The organism is bacterium, from assembly GCA_016789445.1.
GTDB lineage: Bacteria > Patescibacteriota > Minisyncoccia > Phycocordibacterales > UBA2100 > UBA10103.
Genome location: JAEUQT010000001.1, coordinates 1 through 16,226, shown reverse-complemented (window position 1 = coordinate 16,226; position 16,226 = coordinate 1). Strand labels below are relative to the sequence as shown.

Below are 16,226 nucleotides of genomic sequence, written 5' to 3'. Positions count from 1 at the left end.
ATTGATATATGGATCTCGAGAAGCTGAACAAATCACAGGTTGTCCTTCTCACGCTTCTCGTCAGCTTCGTCACTTCCATTGCGACCGGCATCGTGACGGTCGCGCTTATGGAGCAGGCGCCGCCGGCAATCACCCAGACCGTGAACCGCGTCGTGGAGCGCACCATCGAGAAAGTCGCTCCTGAATCGCTCGTCGCTTCTGCGGCATCACCGGAGACAATCATCGTGCGCGAATCCGATCTCCTCGCGGGTGCGATCCAGCGCGTTTCTCCTTCGGTCGTGCGGCTTTTTACGCCCGGCAGGGATGAGGCGGGGAATAACGCCAATCTCTTCATCGGTCTTGCGATCGTCGCGGATGCGAACGGCGTGCTTATCGCCGATGCAGGTACGCCGGATGGTGCGCTTACCGCGCTTCGCAGCGATGGCGTCTCGGTTCCGGTCAATGTCATCGCACGACCCTCAGGCTCCAACCTGATCCGCTTGCAGGCAGCTACGACGAATGAGAAAAATGAGAAGATCGACTGGAAACCGGTCGCCTTCGCGCGGAAGGATGCATCGCTGGGAGCGAGCATCGTCACCATCGGCGGGCGCACTTCCGTGAAAATCGGTAAGGGCGTCATCATCGGGACTTCAGCGTACGGGAACGATAATCCATCAGGGATCATCGAGACGGATATCCCTGCGGACTCGTTCGCAGCAGGGAGTCCGCTGATCGATGCCGACGGAGCGGTCATCGGTATTGCCACGAGAGAAAGCCGCGCCGCCGCTCCTGGAGGATTTCTTGCATCCTTGGCCATCGTGTTGCAAAATACTAGTACGGAGGGAGGCGCAGGTGCCCCATAAACGAAAGATATTCCCCCTTATTCGTCTAATACTGAATAACCATGACCCCATTCAACAATTTCACGACTAAGGCCAAGGAAGCGATCCACCGAGCGCATCAGTTGGCAGTGGAGCGCGGCCACAATCAGGTATCCACCGCACATCTCGTGTCGGCGCTTCTGCTACAGGAAGAGACGATGGTATTGCCGATGCTCGATCAGCTCGAAATCGACACCGCGCACCTCGCGGATTCGGTCATGGAACTCATCGAAGGCGGTGGCGGATCGACCGTCTCGCCGTCGTTCCAGCTCTACCTCACACCGGAATTGGTCCGCGTATTCGAGAGCGCGCCGCGCATCGCCGCATCGTTCAATGACCAGTTCGTCTCGCCGGAGCACCTCTTGCTCGGCGTCGTCGAGCATCCGGGTCCGGTCGGCGAAGCATTCAACCGCTTCCGCATCGATCGCGCGTCGCTCGCTCGCGTCTTGGCTGATATCAAGGAAGGCCGCATCCGCGACGTGGAAACCGAGAAGAAGCCGCGCGCACTCGTGCGCTTTGCTCGCTCTCTCACCGACCGCGCCCGCGAGAACAAGCTTGATCCGGTCATCGGCCGTGATCAGGAGATCACACGCGTCATCCAGATCCTGTCACGCCGCACTAAGAACAATCCGATCCTCATCGGCGAAGCCGGCGTCGGTAAGACGGCCGTCGCCGAAGGTTTGGCGACGCGCATCGCCAACGGCGACGTTCCGGAATCGCTCCGCGGGAAGGAATTGATCCAGCTCGATTTGGGGCTTCTCGTTGCGGGTACGAAGTATCGTGGCGAATTCGAAGAACGCTTGAAGGCGGTCATGAAGGAAGTCGAACGCGCCGAAGGGAAGATCATCCTCTTCGTCGATGAATTGCATACCTTGATCGGCGCTGGTGCTGCTGATGGCGCACTCGATGCATCAAATATGCTGAAGCCCGCGCTCGCACGCGGTGAGATCCGCATCGTGGGAGCTACCACGCTGAAAGAGTACCAGAAGCACATCGAGCACGACGCTGCGTTCACCCGTCGCTTCCAGCCGGTCTATGTAAATGAGCCGTCGCTCGACGATGCAGTCGCGATCCTTCGCGGCCTCAAGGAGCGTTACGAGCTCTACCACGGCGTCCACATCACGGACCAGTCGATCATCGCTGCGGTCCAGCTTTCCTCCCGCTACATCACCGAACGATTCCTTCCGGATAAGGCGATCGATCTCATCGATGAGGCCGCATCGGCACTTCGTCTCTCGCTCGAGAACAAGCCGCCGCAGCTCGAAGAAGCGCATCGCAAGATCATGCGCCTCGAGATCGAGAAAGAGGCTCTTAAGAAGGAGGCAGACGAGGGCGATAGCAAGGCGAAAGCCCGCGTGAAGTCCATCGAAGCGGAGATCGCCGATCTCAAGGACGGTACGCACGAGCTCGAATTGAAGTGGAAGAACGAGAAGGAGACACTCACCGAAATCAAACGCATCAAGAACGATCTTGAAGCGGCGCGCATCGACGCTGAGCACGCCGAATCCCGCTCCGATCTCACCAAGACGGCGGAGATCCGCTACGGCCGCATCCCGGCGCTCGAACACGAACTCGAGACCGCTACAAAGCGTTTGAAGAAATTGCAGCTCACCCGCCGTATCCTGAAGGAAGAAATCACCGAAGAAGATATCGCCTCGGTCGTCTCGCGTTGGACGGGCGTTCCCGTCTCGCGCATGCTCGAAGAAGAAGCAGAGAAACTCTCGCGTCTCGAAGACGAGCTCAAGAAGCGCATCATCGGCCAGAACGAAGCCGTGCAGAAGGTTGCGGATGCGATCAAGAGAAGCCGCGCCGGTATCTCAGACCCGCACCGTCCGGTCGGCTCATTCCTCTTCCTCGGTCCTACCGGTGTCGGTAAGACAGAGCTCACGCGTGCACTTGCGGATCTCCTCTTCAACAGCGACAAATCGCTCATCCGCGTGGATATGTCGGAGTACATGGAGCGCCATTCTGTCTCCAAGATGATCGGGTCTCCGCCGGGCTACGTCGGTCACGATGAAGGCGGCGGACTCACCGAACTCGTGCGCCATCGCCCGTATTCCGTCATCCTCTTCGACGAGATCGAGAAGGCGCATCCGGAAGTCTTCAACGTCCTCCTGCAGGTCTTAGACAACGGCCGCCTCACGGATTCGAAGGGACGTACGGTGAACTTCAAGAACACCGTCATCATCATGACCTCGAACATCGGTGCCGAGCACATCGATAAGATGTCGAGCCTCGGATTCTCCGCAGGTGCGCACTCGACGGAAAGCGAGAAGTACAACCAAGTGCGGGAGAAGGTGATGGGAAGCCTGAAGGATTTCTTCCGACCGGAATTCCTCAACCGTCTCGACGAGATCATCCTCTTCGACATCCTCTCGAAGGATGCGATGACGGATATCGTGAAGATCCAGACCGATCTCGTCGCGAAGCGCCTCGAAGAGAAGCAGATCTCGCTCACGTTCACCACTGCAGCGCTCGAACAGCTGGCGAAAGAAGGGCACAGCCCGCAGTACGGTGCTCGCCCCTTGAAGCGTCTCATCCAGACGAAGATCCTGACCCCGATCGCCAACATGATGGTGGCGCGTGGTGTCTTGGAAGGCGGTTCCGTCACTGTCGATGTGAAGGATGATCAATTCACCTTCGACGTCCGCAAAGCAGCAGAACGTCGTCCTCGCACCACTCGTGCGCGTGCTGGGGTAGGGGCGTAAGCAAAAAAGAAAACAGGCCGAGCTTTCCGCTCGGCCTGTGCTGCTAGTTCAGTTTCTTCTGTTGAAACTGTTTCTCTCGCAATCCCTTGCGCCGGTCCTCGATATAGTGTTCCGAGAAACCGAGCTTGTCGATATACCGATCAGCCGCTTCGCGGGTGAGCTCGTTTTTTTCAACTTTCGCATCAAGAATTGCCAGTATGCGAATACATCCAAACTCTTTGTTGTTCGCGAGCTCAAATCGAAGCTCATCCATGTGATCAACATCCAATAACTGCTTGTCATGGAGTTCTTGCAGCAAAGCCGCAAGATCTTCGTCGCTTGGTTCGGCCATGGCTCTTCCTTTTAGATTGAACTGAAATAAATAAATCAATGAAGCGATAAAATGTCAAGTATCGCAGAGATTAAACGAAAACAACCTCCGCGAGGGAGGTGTTTTCATTTTGTGCAGCGTATGGAACGAAATCGGAACAGTTCTGATGGGATCATATTGACTTAAGGCTGCAGGGCTATATTCTCAGCCCAGCACTGAACTGGCTATATGCATGGAGTTTGAAATGTCGAAGGATATTCCAGATACTAAGCGTCTAGTTAAGCTGGGTCCGCGTGAATGGGCCGGAGCCTCGCAACTTGCGAGAGATCTTAAGCTCGATGATGTCCAGCTTGGAGCAAGAATGGGCGTTACGGTGGCGACGGCGCTCAATAATGCACGTCGGCTTGGATTCACTATGCATTTGACCGGTGGCGACGGTCGTAAATATGCCTATGATCTTTCTACGCCAAAAATCGCGCATGAACTCGATAAGCGGGGCGTACGAACAGGTAAGTCGCTCAATCTCATTGACATGGGTCCTTCCCCTGGGCCAGCGAAGAAAGGACCAAAGCTCAAAGTGGTTACATAAGAACCTGCAAACGCAAACCGGTCAGTCCCTTTTGGAACTGACCGGTTTACTTTATTTGTGCGCCGAGTTGGATTCGAACCAACGAAGACCGAAGTCAATGCGTCTACAGCGCACCCCCTTTGACCACTTGGGTATCGACGCCCGTCTAAGGGCCGAACAGAGCGATTCTAGCAAAGAAGCACAGATTTCCCAAGGGTGAAGAGGATATAAAAAGCCGGCTTCGCGAGAAGCCGGCTGGATAGGATCAGGATTTCGGCGGGCCGCGGTAGACCGGGACCCGATACTCGTACGAGAGAATCGTATCGGAACGTGTGCCGAGATCGCTCAAACGATGGAAGAGCTCACCGTTGCGCAGAAGGAAGTTCGGGCCGCCGCTGCCCTTGTAGGGCTGGAACCCCGTAACGACGACGCCGGACCGCGCGAGTTTCTTGCATAGTTCGATGAACGGTTTTTTCGGCGTGTTGTTCTTGCTGATGAACTGGTCGATCTGACCATCAACATCAATGAACCATACGCTTGATTCGGCGGCTCCTGCGGCTTTCTTCACGCCGTCTCCTTTGACGGTCACTTCAAGAAGCGGCTGCTTGAACGCCGAAGCCGATTTCGGTCTTTCCGTAAACAGATCCTGCATGAACAAGTCCTTTCACGATTGAAACTGAAAACATTATATAATTAATTATGTATTCGTCAAATGGTATTTCGTTCGTCGCAAGGCGAATCTTTTCCCCAAAAGAGGAATGGGGAGAGAGTGGCGATGCTACACTTACGCCATGTTGCTTCAGCGCATCTTCGCGTTCATTCCGGCCGTAGTGGCCCTTCTGCCGTACTTCGCGTTTGCGCAGCAGGGAGGCGGTGGTTTGCCGGACAAAATCGTCCCGTGCAATGGCTTGGACTGTAAATGCGAGCATCTCATCCAGTTGGCGCAGAATCTCATCAACGGTGGCATCTTCCTCTCGGTATTCCTCGCGGCGCTCCTTTTCGCGTATGCCGGCTGGTTGTACCTCTCCAACGAGGCCATCGGCCAGAAGGATAAGGCTAAAAAGCTCTTCGGGAACGTGGCCATCGGCCTCATCGTCATCATGGTGGCGTGGCTGGTGGTGGATACCCTCATGAGCAGCCTCCTGAAGGATAATGTTGTTTGGAACAATATCTGCACCAATCTGGGCCTCTAGCCTGAAAGCCCGAAAAGGGCCCATCTGCGTTGTTGCTGGCCATCGGCTCAGCCTCACCGTACGCTCGGTACGTCTCAGCTGCCCCTTGTCCAGCGCCTAGCATCTGAGCCCTTTTCTGGCTTTCTTCGAGTTGCGCACTTTCGCTATATAGGGTATATTTCGGCCCACATATGTCGCAGGACCAACTCATCAAGCTCCAGTGCTCCGTCTGCAAGCGGACGAACTATTGGACGCGCAAGAACAAGAAGCTCGTCACCAAGAAGATCGAGCTCAAGAAGTTCTGCAAATGGTGTAAGAAATCTACACCACACAAGGAAGTCAAAAAGTAATATCTTGCCGCTTGCTCGAATGGTGCACTCACCATTTGCAGCGGGAGGGGGTCGGGGAACGGGAGTTCCCCGTGTCGGAAGGCAGCGAGAAGCGAGCGTTGGAAAACCGAGGGTTTCCAAAGTCTGCTAGTGGTGCACGTGGTGCGTATTGGCGCTTAGCATTCCAGGTTCTATACTCAGTCCCGAAGGGTCCATACTAGAGGATCGTATGAACCCGTCACTCGGAGAAAGAGAAAGCAAGCTTTCTCTTCCGATCCTCGTTAGGGTCCATCGTATAATGGTAGTACATCGGTCTCCAAAACCGTTAGCCTAGGTTCGATTCCTAGTGGGCCCGCTCAAAGCAAAAAGTATCGGAGGTATGCTGATGCATGGTTTTAAGCCACTATTCAGCTAGTTCTATTCCCGGAGGGGTTCGTACCCGAAAGGGATTCGAACCCAGGTGAATTAGAAATCGGCGTCTAGAACGTTTCTTCATAAGCGTATACAATCCCAACCATGGAGCTCCAAAGAGGTGATACCGATCTCGAGGCATTGAATCAGCAGCTGAATGATCCCGATCAGTTGGCGGAATACAAGCGACCCTACGACGACTATAAACCCGCGTTCCTGCCGAAACTTCTCGGTAAGTGGCTTGTGATCCTCGGTAACACGTTCTACGGACACGAACCGTCGTATCTCAAATTCCGCGCCGTCGAGGTGATTGCACGCGTCCCATATCATTCGTGGGCGTCGGCGGCCTTCACTATGCTTACCGCCACCTATACCGACGAACAGAAAGCGATGAAGCTTTCGAATATCGCTAAGTACGCACGTATCGCGCAGGACAATGAAACGATGCATGTCGTCGTCATCTCACATATCGCACGGAAAGAGGGCGAGAAGGCAGGGTATATCCTCCACACCCTCATCCCGATGCTTTTCGCGTTTTTCTACTTCTGGTGGTCCTACATCCTCTACCTACTGAATCCGAAATGGTCGTATGAGCTCAACTATATGTTCGAGAACCACGCGTTCGAGCAATATAGCCGCTTTCTTGAAACGTGGGGAGAGAAATTGAAGGGGAAATCGATAGAATCAGAATTTTTAACATGGTACGGGCGCAATCCGCGTAACCAGTATGAATTCTTCCGTTCCATACGCAACGACGAGATAATCCATCGCAATACCTCGATACGGGAGATAGTTAAGGATTAACGGAGACATCCAAACGGGGCTCCGGCACAGGGAGTGCTTCTCTGCATCTCGCCGAGGCGCTGCGGACGGTTAGGTTCCTGGTGTCCCCGCAAAATACACACAAGACAGCACCTGCGTGCTGTCTTTGTGCTTTTGCGGGAGCCGGAGGTATGTTTCGCCAGTAGGCGAAACGGACGAGGCGGGGTCGCGACCGAACTCGAGCTACGGCGAGAGTGAGAGTTGTGACCGCAACGATCCAAAAAAAGCCGCGCGAAGTAATTCGCGCGGCTTTCAAAAAGGTCCTAGTTTCCGGCACTAATTTGATGCCAGCGATCGGTACCGAAGGCGTGCCCTCGATCTCGATGTTGACGCTCTCTGCCGTTCGTGCGGTGGAGCGAGAACGTGTTTGGGGTAGCAGGATTGGATGCAGCTTGAGCCGGCAGCTGAATTTGTTTCTGAACCGGCTTCTTCTTCTGCTTGATCGGTCTGCGTTTCTTCATCGAAACCTCCTCTCTCAAATCCTGTAAGTATTATATCACACTACAGTACGTTGTAAAGCATGGATAGTTGCATGGATTCTAGCGCCATTCGATTTCCGGATTCTTCTTGAAGTAGGTGAGCTGCCGTTTCGCGTACTGCCAGATCTCGTTCTCGAGCTTTTCGAGCATTGCTGCCTTGTCGATCTTCTTCTGCATACGGAGCGCGAGGTAACGATATTCGAGACCGAGCTGATCCATTCGCTTGTAGGAGAGTCCGGCGTTATGTAGGCGCCCTGCTTCGCGGAGCATGCCGGATTTCATGCGGTCGTGGAGACGTTTGTGTATCTTCGTGCGGAGTTTCTTTTCATCAGGCTTGAGGCCGATCCATTCGATTGCGTAGGGAAGCGGCTCGGGTTTCGAGGCGGGGACGTTACCGAGTGCTTTGGCGATCTCGATGGCACGGATAAGGCGTACGGGATTCTGTGCATCAATATCTTTTGCGCGGCGCGGGTCGAGCTTTGTGAGCATTGCGAAAAGCTGAGCGGCGGTTTTCTTTGCGAGCTGCGCGCGAAGTTTCGGATTCGGTGGTACGGCAGGGAGTGCGATGCGGCCGAGAAGGGCGTCGATATAAAAACCGGTGCCGCCGCAGATGATGGGCATTTTGCCGCGGGAGATGATGTCGTCGATCGCTTTACGGCCGAGTTCCACGAATTCGTTGGCGGTGAACACTTTCTTGGGCGAAGCGACATCGAGCAGGTGGTGCGGCACACCCTGCATCTCTTTTTTCGTGATCTTGCCGGTGCCGATGTCCAGTCCTTTGTAGACCTGTCGCGAATCAGCAGAAATGACTTCGCCTTTCAGTTTCTTGGCGAGCTTGACCGCAAGGGAACTTTTGCCCGAGGCGGTAGGACCGACTATGACTATTATCTTCTGCATCCACCGCATACTGCATAAAAGAAAAGCGGACGGCAAGGATGCCGTCCGCGGTCATTAGGAATCTTCGTAATCAGGAACCTTAGGCTGGCCGTGTTTCTCGACGTATTCCTTGCCTTTGCCGATCTTGGTATTGATCGGTCGCCCTTCCGCACAGAGCGGACATTGGCTGGAATCGTACATGACCATCCGCGTCGAGACGACGCTGAATAATTTCGGTGGCTTGCCGATGTCGACGATGCGCACATCGCCACGATTGCAGATGGCGCCGACGCCGATGACGTCGCCGCCATGCGTACGTGCAAGTTCGACAACCTGCTTCACGGAACCTCCGGTGTTGAGGATATCCTCGACGATAAGGATCTTCTTGCCCGGCACTTTTTCATCGTATCCGCGCTTTAGGACGAATCCATCACCTTCCTTGTCGGCGTAAATAGCCAATGGCTTCGATCGAGAGTTCGCGCCGAGATGGTATGCGACCTGCTGCGCGACAAGCGCGCCGCCAACCGCTGGTCCGAGGACCACATCAGGAAGCGGAGTCCCGAACATATCCCGGAACTCGTCAGCGATCATGCTGCAGAGTTTCGAGAAGCCCGCGGGATGCATGAAAAGTGCGTCCTTGTTGACGTACTCGCTGCCGTGGCCGCCCTTAGTGTAGACGAAGTGGTCGTCCTTGAGGATTGCTCCCATATCTCGGAGCGTATCCCAGACGGATTGTTCACTCATGGTCTGACTCCTGTTTCTATTGACCTCAGCGAGCATACCGCGTGCATGCGCAAAAAGAAACAGGCGACCTTGCGGCCGCCTGTGAAGTTGAAAGAACTAGACCATCGAGAGGTTAGCGCTTGCCGCTGCGATTTCGTCGCAGAAGGCGCGTGCCGCTCCCGCCGGATCCTCCGCGCCCATGATAGGGCGGCCGATGACGAGGTAATCCGCACCCGCCTTGATGGCGTCTCCTGCAGACATCGTGCGGTTCTGGTCGTCAGCCGGAGCGTCTTTTCGACGGATTCCCGGTGTGATGCAGAACAGCTTGTCGCCGATCGTTTTCCGGACGACTTCAAGCTCGAGCGGGGAACAGACGATTGCCTGCGCGCCAGCTTCGAAGAGAGTCTCCGCGAAATACGAAACCTGCGCGGTTGGAATGCGACCGTAGATGGCTTTGCACTCCTCGGGTGACATCGACGTCAGAACCGTGACGCCGATGATATTCGCATCCGCACGCTTAGCGACCGCTGCCCGTACTGCGTCGATACCGGCGCTCGCCATGACCGTGATACCCCACACCCGCTTACGCGTAATGTTGGCAACTGCGCCGCCGACCGTATTGGGGATGTCGTTCAGTTTGACGTCCCACATCACGGGTACGGCGCGGGTCTGCACGAACTTCCGCAGATTGTCACCGACATGCATCGAGTGATCCGGCATCGGAGCGTTGATGGCCTCCAGACCGATCTTCACGCCGCCGATGAACGGATAGAGCATCTCGAGAAGCTCGTAGTCTTTGACGAGCATCGAGCTCTTGTCGAAGGCGGGGAGTATGCGCTGGAACGATTCGAGTTTCAGCATCCTATTCACCTCTTTTTGAGCCACTATTGGCTTCGGGCAGCCTAGCAGAATGAGCCTAGAAAGGCTAGAATCCTGATGTTTGGCTTCATACAAGCCGGAATGGCGGAATGGTATACGCACACGACTCAAAATCGTGCGGGGGCAACCCCTTGAGAGTTCGAGTCTCTCTTCCGGCACCGATTGAGCATCGCGAAAGCGGTGCCGGAAAAGACAGCGCCAATGCGCTGTCTGTGAGAGACTCGAAAGGCGGAGCGATGTCCCGCTAGCAGGCAGGACCGCGAGCCGGGGTCGCGGAAATTCCCGAGCGTCGGCGAGGAAATTATCCGTGACCGAGCTTCTTCCGGCACCGTGATATAATCCTCTCGATATGGAGGAAATTCCAGGAAAGGCGCTGTACGACAATTCCATCTACTGGGTAGAGGTGGATCGCATCAAGCCGAATCCGTACCAGCCGCGTAAGGAATTCGACCAGATGGCGCTTGCATCGCTTGCGGAGAGCATCCGTCAGTACGGCGTCTTGCAGCCGCTCACCGTGACGCGTAAGGAGACCGAGATTCCGGGTGAGGGAATCCGTGTCGAGTACGAACTCATCGCTGGCGAACGCCGTCTGCGCGCATCGAAACTGGCGGGTCTCTACCAGGTGCCGGTCGTCATCCGTCGCGCGGAAGACAGTGACCAGATGAAGCTCGAACTCGCGATCATCGAGAACCTCCAGCGCGAGGATCTCAATGCGGTGGATCGCGCGAAGGCATTCAAACAGCTTGTCGATCAGTTCAGCCTGAAGCATGCGGAGATCGGCAAGAAGGTCGGTAAGAGCCGCGAATACGTCTCGAACTCGCTCCGCATCCTCCTTCTGCCGCAGGATATCCAAGATGCGGTCGTCTCCGGTGAGATCACCGAGGGTCATACGCGTCCGCTCCTTATGCTCCAGGAGCGTCCGGAAGAGCAGCGCGTGCTCTTTGAAGACATCAAATTGAAACGATTGAATGTGCGCGACACCGAGCAGCTTGCGCGCCGCATCGCGACGGAGAAGACCCGCAAGGGCGACCTGACACCGGAATTACTCACGCTCGAGCGGGAGCTTTCGGATTCGCTCGGTACGCGCGTGCGCATCGAGAAGAAGGAGAAGGGTGCGGGGAAGCTTATCGTGGAATTCTTTTCTGCGGAGGATCTCGCACACCTGCGTGATTTGATTGCGAAGCGCGAAGCTTCTGTTACCTCTGACCTTACGCCCGCAGAAGCGATGCAGGAAGCGACACCGCCGGAGATAGCGGCGGAACTGCTGCCTCCCGAAGAACCTGCTGACGATCTATACTCAGCTCGAAATTTCACCGTTTAAGTTCCAGTGAATTGACAATTAATTTATATAGTGTATAATATAAACAGAGGTTGAAATCGCAACCTCGAATACAGGAGGCTTGAATGGAATTCTGGCTTGTACAACGTCTCGAGCTCGCTGCTGGTCATACTCAGGTAACGAAACTCGAGCATCTCAGTTTCGATTACATGGGTGCCGCCGAGTTCGAATTCGGCGCGCTGCCTCGGGCTCGGCAGAGTATGTCAGCATCGAATCCAACCATGTCGAGCGTCGTCATAAAAGCGTTCGACACGGAAGCCACGTTCCACATCGTCGCTCCGATGAAGATGATCGACTCCGTGGGACTGCGTCTCCAAAAGTGGTTCGACAGGAATTGCCGGACCAAGGAAGTGTCACGTCTTGATGCCGTGATTACCCGGAAGGGTCGGCGCGGTACAGCCCTTATCGCAGAAGAGTTCTCGCGGTTGCCTGTCGCGTGGTGGGCACTGAATGAGGACGTGTTCTTTACTATGGAGAAGAATATCGCGAAGATCTGGCTCGACTCGCTTCAGCAAGCGAAAAACGCGGCCTGATCGTAATCCTCGGCACCCTCGTTTATGACGAGGGTGCTATTTTTGATGTCTTAGATTCTGTGCCGCCAGCGCTTGGCGGATCATTTTTTTCGCGAGCGTCGTCTTCGCGATGTCGTGCCATTTACGTGAGGGCTTTCCTGCAGGTTTCGTGACGATCTCGACGATGTCACCGTTGCGCAGCGGAGTGTCCAGCGACACCATCTTGCCGTTCACTTTCGCTCCCGACATGCGATTCGCGATCTCGGAGTGGATGGCGTACGCGAAATCGATAGGTGTAGCCCCCAGTGGGAGATCGATGACGTCGGCCTTCGGCGTGAAGACGAAGACGCGGTGCGTGAAGAAATCGGATTTGATGGTCTCGAGATACTCGGTGCTTTCGCCGTGTGCTAGTGCAAGATCTTTCACCCAGTCAGGAACGGTGCTCTTGCCTTCTGCGGGTTCCGGAGAGATCGCGGGAGACGTCTTGCGGCCGAGCGGGATGAATTGGCGTATCCATTCGAGACCGCCACCGCGCTTGCCTTCGACATAGCCCTGCACTTCCTTGTAGGTGAGGTGTGAGGCGATGCCGAACTGCGCTTCGCGATGCTGCGCCTCGGTGCGGATCTGGATCTCCATTGCACCGCCGTCACCCGTGTACACGGTCGTGTGGATCGATTGGTAGCCGTTGGGCTTCGGGAAGGCGATGTAGTCCTTGATCTTGCCTGGGACTGGGCGCCAATGCTTATGGACGACGCCCAGCGCGCTGTAGCAGTCGGCGACGCTGGGGACGATGATGCGCAGCGCCAAGATGTCGTAGATCTTCGTGATGTCCCAATCCTTACGCTCCAGTTTGCGGAAGAGAGAGTAGATGCCTTTCACGCGTGCATCGGCGCGGAACTCGCGCATGCCTGCGGCAGCGAGTTCGCGCTTCGCGTCCTTTTCCAGTTTCTCCAAGCGCTTTTCGTTCTCGTTCTTGCGTTCTTTCAGGAGCTCGACGGTCTTCTCATATTCTTCAGGATAGGCGTGGGGGAATGCGGCATCTTCGAGCTCGGTCTTGATGACGCTCATACCGAGGCGATCGGCGATCGGTGCGTAGATCTCGAGCGTTTCCATCGCGATGCGTTCGCGCTTCTCGACAGGGACGTGTTCGAGCGTCTGGGCGTTATGCAACCGATCGAGGAGCTTCACGATGAGGACGCGGATATCTTCCGCCGTCGCGGCGAAGAGTTTGCGCAGCGATTCCGTATGGCGTTCCATACCGCGGTATTTGAGTGCGCCGAGCTTGGTGACGCCGTGGACGATGTGACGCACTTCGGTACCGAATTCCTGCTCGATGGTGTCTTCGGAAACGTGCGCGTCTTCGACGGTGTCGTGGAGGAGTCCCGCGGCGATGGTCTGGGCATCCATGCCGATCTCCGCGATGGAATGGCCGACATGGGCGATGTGGATGAAGTAGGGCTCCCCGGAATAGCGCTTCTGCGGCTCGTGGGCCTTCTCAGCGAAGTGGTAGGCCTTGGTGACCAAGGCGACGTCGGCCTCGCTCTTGCTCTGCATGGCGCTCAGGATCTCGGGGAGGGATTTGACGGGGGTCATACCGTGTATCATACTCCTCGGCAGCTACCTAGCCAACACGGAGGAAGAGATGTCACGATATTTCGGTTCGTCTGCCTGTTCACAAGACGCCGCCGAAGGAATCCGTACCGCGGCAGAAGAGGGACTGAAAAAGGTCCGTCGTTCGATGGCTGAACAGATGCGCGAATTCGACCCTGCGACTCACGGCATGGTCTCGACGCAGTCACCTGAAAAACCGGATCCGGCTGACGCAGTGATCACCTGTCACCATTGCCGCTTCGAGGGCTGTATGGCACATGCGCTGCATTGTCCCAGCTGTGGCATTCGTCTCTGACTTACAGAGCCCACCAACTTCCGGTGGGCTCATTCTTTGTATGGTCGTTTTCGGTCACGCATAAAATTTTTCCCGTCGCAAAAATTTTTGCGCCACCCCGACTCAGCATTTCCTTCTGCTGAAGGAAATATGCTTCCGTCTCACTAAAACTAGCTGCGCAGGCGACGAAGGTCGCGTGCTACTTCTTTTTACCTCCCAACTTATGGGGGTTATGCATTGGACAGCTCTTATTGCTGCAGCGTTCAGGGATCGTTTTAGTGCCTTCCATCATCAAGCTTCCGCATTCTTTGCAGACAGCGCCGGTCGGCTTGGCTTTGATGGCGTGTTTGCAGTCAGGGTAGTTGGAGCAGGAGTAGAAGAGTCCGAAGCGGCCGCGGCGTTCCACCATTTCGCCGGTCTTACATACTGGGCAGGCGACGCCGGTCTTCGCACGTGCTTCTTCAGCAGGATCTTTCTTAACGAATTTACATTTCGGATACGTGGAGCACGCGATGAAGCGACCGAAGCGGCCTTCGCGCTCGATGAGTTTGTTGCCACACTGTGGGCACGGTTCTTCCAACTCTTTCGGCGGTTCGATGATCGAGCCATCTTCCTTGCGAGCACCCATGCAGTCAGGGAAGCGAGAGCACGACATAAAGCGACCGGTCTTCGAGAGTTTGTAGACCATCGGCGAGTCACAGGTCGGGCACTTGAATTCTTCCGGTGCCGGGCCCATGTTGGTGAGTTTCTCGATCTTGTTCTTTGACTTCACGGCTTTCGTGAACGGGCCGTAGAAATCCTTGAGCGTTTTCGCGTATTCGCGCTTACCTTCCGCGATCTCGTCAAGTTCGTTCTCCATTTCTGCAGTGAAGGTGTCGGAGATGTAATCGCCGAAATGCTCCTCAATGAATGAGGAGACGACGTCTCCCGTGTGCGTCGGGATGAGCGTGCGGCCCTGCTTCTCAACATAACCGCGCGTTTCGAGCGTGGAGATGATGGATGCGTAGGTGGACGGGCGACCGATACCGCGCTTCTCGAGTTCTTTGACGAGACCTGCTTCGGAATATCGAGATGGCGGCTGCGTTTCTTTTTCTTCGGTGTGCGCTTCAACGAGGGTGAGCTTGTCGTGTGCAACTACCTTCGGCAATTCGACATCTTCGCCGCGAGCTGCAGGATCTGCCTTGAGCCAGCCATCGAAGATGACGCGCTGACCGTTGGCAGCGAAATCGGGGATGGTGACGCCCGAGACATTCGCGAGAATCTTCGTGCGAAGGACTTTCGCATCCGTCATCTGCGAGGCGAGCGTGCGAGCGCGGATCAATTGGTAGAGGCGTTTCTGGTCGTCGGTGTGGCCGGCGCTGCGCGTATGCATGTTGGTCGGGCGCACCGCTTCGTGTGCTTCCTGTGCGTTCTTTGATTTTGATTTATACGTGCGCGCTTCCGCGTAGTCTTTGCCGAATTCATCGGCAACGGTGTGGAGGATCTGTTCGACCGCTTCTTTCGCGAGATTGGTCGAGTCGGTACGCATGTAGGTGATCATGCCCGCTTCGTAGAGCTTCTGTGCGGCGCGCATGGTGCGCGATGGTGCGAAACCGAGGCGGGTCGAAGCGGCCTGCTGCAAGGTAGACGTAGTGAATGGTGCACGCGGTGAGCGGGACTGTTCGGTCTCATCGACGCTGACGACGTGCCAGTCTTTCGTCTGTGCCGCTTCGTAGATGCGTTTCGCTTCCTTCTCGTCGCGCGGCTCTTCGACGGCGGTGACGGTGAACTGTTCGCCCTTCTTCGTCTTCACATCGGCAGAGAGCACCCAGAATTTTTCCGGGATGAAGGCACGGATCTCACGCTCGCGCTCCATAAGGATGCGGAGCGCAGGGGATTGCACGCGGCCGGCGCTGAGGCCGTAGCGTACTTTCTTCCAAACCAAGCCGGAGAGATCGTAGCCGAAGAGTCGATCAAGGACGCGACGCGCTTCCTGCGCTTTGACGAGTTCGTCATCGATGGCGCGCGGGTGAGCAAGTGCTTCTTGGACGGCGCGCTCGGTGATTTCATGGAAAACGATGCGCTTCGGCTTCTTGAGCTTCATCGCCTCGGCAAGGTGCCACGCGATCGCTTCGCCTTCGCGGTCGGGGTCGGTCGCGAGGATGACTTCGTCGGCTTTCTTTGCGGTGTCATGGAGGAGTTCGATGACGTGCTCCTTCTCCTTCACGATCTGGTAGCGTGGCTTGAAATCGTCGTCGATAGCGACGGCGTCTTTGTTGCTTTTCGGGAGGTCCCTGATGTGGCCCACCGAGGCTTTGACCGTGAAGCCCTTTCCGAGGTACTTCTCGATCGTCTTCGCCTTGGCAGGGGATTC

At 55.9% G+C, this 16,226-nt stretch carries 17 protein-coding genes and 3 tRNA genes; 11 read left to right on the top strand and 9 right to left on the bottom strand.

What is annotated here, in order from left to right:
- Positions 1-8: 8 nt before the first annotated feature.
- Positions 9-842, top strand: a complete 834-nt coding sequence (locus JNK62_00100) for a trypsin-like peptidase domain-containing protein (GenBank protein MBL8157934.1) — start codon at positions 9-11, stop codon at positions 840-842.
- Positions 843-883: 41 nt separating this feature from the next.
- Positions 884-3,568: an AAA family ATPase gene (locus tag JNK62_00095; protein MBL8157933.1), complete on the top strand. Its 2,685-nt coding sequence runs from the start codon at positions 884-886 to the stop codon at positions 3,566-3,568.
- A 43-nt stretch (positions 3,569-3,611) separates the two neighbouring features.
- On the opposite strand, the gene JNK62_00090 is transcribed toward JNK62_00095, so the two are convergent.
- Positions 3,612-3,899: a hypothetical protein gene (locus JNK62_00090; protein MBL8157932.1), complete on the bottom strand. Its 288-nt coding sequence runs from the start codon at positions 3,897-3,899 to the stop codon at positions 3,612-3,614.
- Positions 3,900-4,110: 211 nt separating this feature from the next.
- On the opposite strand from JNK62_00090, the gene JNK62_00085 reads away from it, so the two are divergent.
- Positions 4,111-4,467, top strand: coding sequence for a hypothetical protein (locus JNK62_00085; protein ID MBL8157931.1), 357 nt, complete (start codon positions 4,111-4,113; stop codon positions 4,465-4,467).
- A 58-nt stretch (positions 4,468-4,525) separates the two neighbouring features.
- Here JNK62_00085 and JNK62_00080 read toward each other — a convergent pair.
- Together JNK62_00080 and JNK62_00075 are read right to left on the bottom strand one after the other, a co-directional pair.
- Positions 4,526-4,608, bottom strand: a tRNA-Tyr gene (locus tag JNK62_00080).
- A gap of 103 nt (positions 4,609-4,711) precedes the next feature.
- Complete coding sequence (locus tag JNK62_00075) at positions 4,712-5,098, bottom strand: hypothetical protein (protein ID MBL8157930.1); 387 nt, start codon at positions 5,096-5,098, stop codon at positions 4,712-4,714.
- A 139-nt stretch (positions 5,099-5,237) separates the two neighbouring features.
- On the opposite strand from JNK62_00075, the gene JNK62_00070 reads away from it, so the two are divergent.
- The 4 genes from JNK62_00070 to JNK62_00055 all read left to right on the top strand — a co-directional run bounded on the left by JNK62_00070 (position 5,238) and on the right by JNK62_00055 (position 7,162).
- Positions 5,238-5,639, top strand: a complete 402-nt coding sequence (locus JNK62_00070) for a hypothetical protein (protein ID MBL8157929.1) — start codon at positions 5,238-5,240, stop codon at positions 5,637-5,639.
- 170 nt (positions 5,640-5,809) lie between these two features.
- Positions 5,810-5,968 carry a 50S ribosomal protein L33 gene (rpmG, locus tag JNK62_00065; protein ID MBL8157928.1) on the top strand — a complete coding sequence of 53 codons (159 nt, stop codon included), beginning with the start codon at positions 5,810-5,812 and terminating at the stop codon, positions 5,966-5,968.
- 263 nt (positions 5,969-6,231) lie between these two features.
- A tRNA-Trp gene (locus tag JNK62_00060) sits at positions 6,232-6,302 on the top strand.
- Positions 6,303-6,463: 161 nt separating this feature from the next.
- Positions 6,464-7,162 carry a hypothetical protein gene (locus JNK62_00055; GenBank protein MBL8157927.1) on the top strand — a complete coding sequence of 233 codons (699 nt, stop codon included), beginning with the start codon at positions 6,464-6,466 and terminating at the stop codon, positions 7,160-7,162.
- Positions 7,163-7,443: 281 nt separating this feature from the next.
- On the opposite strand, the gene JNK62_00050 is transcribed toward JNK62_00055, so the two are convergent.
- The 4 genes from JNK62_00050 to pyrF form a co-directional block, all read right to left on the bottom strand.
- Positions 7,444-7,641: a hypothetical protein gene (locus JNK62_00050; protein ID MBL8157926.1), complete on the bottom strand. Its 198-nt coding sequence runs from the start codon at positions 7,639-7,641 to the stop codon at positions 7,444-7,446.
- A 78-nt stretch (positions 7,642-7,719) separates the two neighbouring features.
- Entirely contained in the window at positions 7,720-8,556 is an 837-nt protein-coding gene (gene miaA, locus JNK62_00045; protein MBL8157925.1) for a tRNA (adenosine(37)-N6)-dimethylallyltransferase MiaA, read from the bottom strand.
- 54 nt (positions 8,557-8,610) lie between these two features.
- Positions 8,611-9,279: a phosphoribosyltransferase gene (locus JNK62_00040; protein MBL8157924.1), complete on the bottom strand. Its 669-nt coding sequence runs from the start codon at positions 9,277-9,279 to the stop codon at positions 8,611-8,613.
- Between the two features lie 96 nt (positions 9,280-9,375).
- On the bottom strand, positions 9,376-10,119 hold the full coding sequence (gene pyrF / locus JNK62_00035) for an orotidine-5'-phosphate decarboxylase (GenBank protein ID MBL8157923.1): 744 nt from the start codon (positions 10,117-10,119) through the stop codon (positions 9,376-9,378).
- Positions 10,120-10,212: 93 nt separating this feature from the next.
- On the opposite strand from pyrF, the gene JNK62_00030 reads away from it, so the two are divergent.
- The 3 genes from JNK62_00030 to JNK62_00020 all read left to right on the top strand — a co-directional run bounded on the left by JNK62_00030 (position 10,213) and on the right by JNK62_00020 (position 12,009).
- Positions 10,213-10,295 (top strand) — tRNA-Leu (locus tag JNK62_00030).
- A gap of 191 nt (positions 10,296-10,486) precedes the next feature.
- Positions 10,487-11,458: a ParB/RepB/Spo0J family partition protein gene (locus JNK62_00025; protein MBL8157922.1), complete on the top strand. Its 972-nt coding sequence runs from the start codon at positions 10,487-10,489 to the stop codon at positions 11,456-11,458.
- Between the two features lie 83 nt (positions 11,459-11,541).
- Positions 11,542-12,009: a hypothetical protein gene (locus tag JNK62_00020; protein MBL8157921.1), complete on the top strand. Its 468-nt coding sequence runs from the start codon at positions 11,542-11,544 to the stop codon at positions 12,007-12,009.
- A gap of 36 nt (positions 12,010-12,045) precedes the next feature.
- Here the strand turns inward: JNK62_00020 and JNK62_00015 are convergent, their stop codons facing one another.
- A complete protein-coding gene (locus JNK62_00015) occupies positions 12,046-13,581 on the bottom strand; it encodes a bifunctional (p)ppGpp synthetase/guanosine-3',5'-bis(diphosphate) 3'-pyrophosphohydrolase (protein MBL8157920.1) in 1,536 nt (511 codons plus the stop codon).
- A 49-nt stretch (positions 13,582-13,630) separates the two neighbouring features.
- Between JNK62_00015 and JNK62_00010 the strand changes: the two genes are divergently transcribed.
- Complete coding sequence (locus tag JNK62_00010; GenBank protein ID MBL8157919.1) at positions 13,631-13,894, top strand: hypothetical protein; 264 nt, start codon at positions 13,631-13,633, stop codon at positions 13,892-13,894.
- A 178-nt stretch (positions 13,895-14,072) separates the two neighbouring features.
- On the opposite strand, the gene topA is transcribed toward JNK62_00010, so the two are convergent.
- Positions 14,073-16,226 (bottom strand): type I DNA topoisomerase (gene topA, locus JNK62_00005; GenBank protein MBL8157918.1); only part of this gene is annotated, 2,154 nt, incomplete at its 5' end.

Coding starts and splice junctions, on each gene's coding strand:
- miaA (MBL8157925.1), bottom strand. CDS start 8,556: ATGCAGAAGATAATAGTCATAGTCGGTCCTACCGCCTCGGGCAAAAGT.
- JNK62_00040 (MBL8157924.1), bottom strand. CDS start 9,279: ATGAGTGAACAATCCGTCTGGGATACGCTCCGAGATATGGGAGCAATC.
- JNK62_00095 (MBL8157933.1), top strand. CDS start 884: ATGACCCCATTCAACAATTTCACGACTAAGGCCAAGGAAGCGATCCAC.
- JNK62_00055 (MBL8157927.1), top strand. CDS start 6,464: ATGGAGCTCCAAAGAGGTGATACCGATCTCGAGGCATTGAATCAGCAG.
- JNK62_00010 (MBL8157919.1), top strand. CDS start 13,631: ATGTCACGATATTTCGGTTCGTCTGCCTGTTCACAAGACGCCGCCGAA.
- JNK62_00100 (MBL8157934.1), top strand. CDS start 9: ATGGATCTCGAGAAGCTGAACAAATCACAGGTTGTCCTTCTCACGCTT.
- JNK62_00085 (MBL8157931.1), top strand. CDS start 4,111: ATGGAGTTTGAAATGTCGAAGGATATTCCAGATACTAAGCGTCTAGTT.
- JNK62_00015 (MBL8157920.1), bottom strand. CDS start 13,581: ATGACCCCCGTCAAATCCCTCCCCGAGATCCTGAGCGCCATGCAGAGC.
- JNK62_00025 (MBL8157922.1), top strand. CDS start 10,487: ATGGAGGAAATTCCAGGAAAGGCGCTGTACGACAATTCCATCTACTGG.
- rpmG (MBL8157928.1), top strand. CDS start 5,810: ATGTCGCAGGACCAACTCATCAAGCTCCAGTGCTCCGTCTGCAAGCGG.
- JNK62_00090 (MBL8157932.1), bottom strand. CDS start 3,899: ATGGCCGAACCAAGCGACGAAGATCTTGCGGCTTTGCTGCAAGAACTC.
- JNK62_00050 (MBL8157926.1), bottom strand. CDS start 7,641: ATGAAGAAACGCAGACCGATCAAGCAGAAGAAGAAGCCGGTTCAGAAA.
- JNK62_00075 (MBL8157930.1), bottom strand. CDS start 5,098: ATGCAGGATCTGTTTACGGAAAGACCGAAATCGGCTTCGGCGTTCAAG.
- JNK62_00070 (MBL8157929.1), top strand. CDS start 5,238: ATGTTGCTTCAGCGCATCTTCGCGTTCATTCCGGCCGTAGTGGCCCTT.
- pyrF (MBL8157923.1), bottom strand. CDS start 10,119: ATGCTGAAACTCGAATCGTTCCAGCGCATACTCCCCGCCTTCGACAAG.
- JNK62_00020 (MBL8157921.1), top strand. CDS start 11,542: ATGGAATTCTGGCTTGTACAACGTCTCGAGCTCGCTGCTGGTCATACT.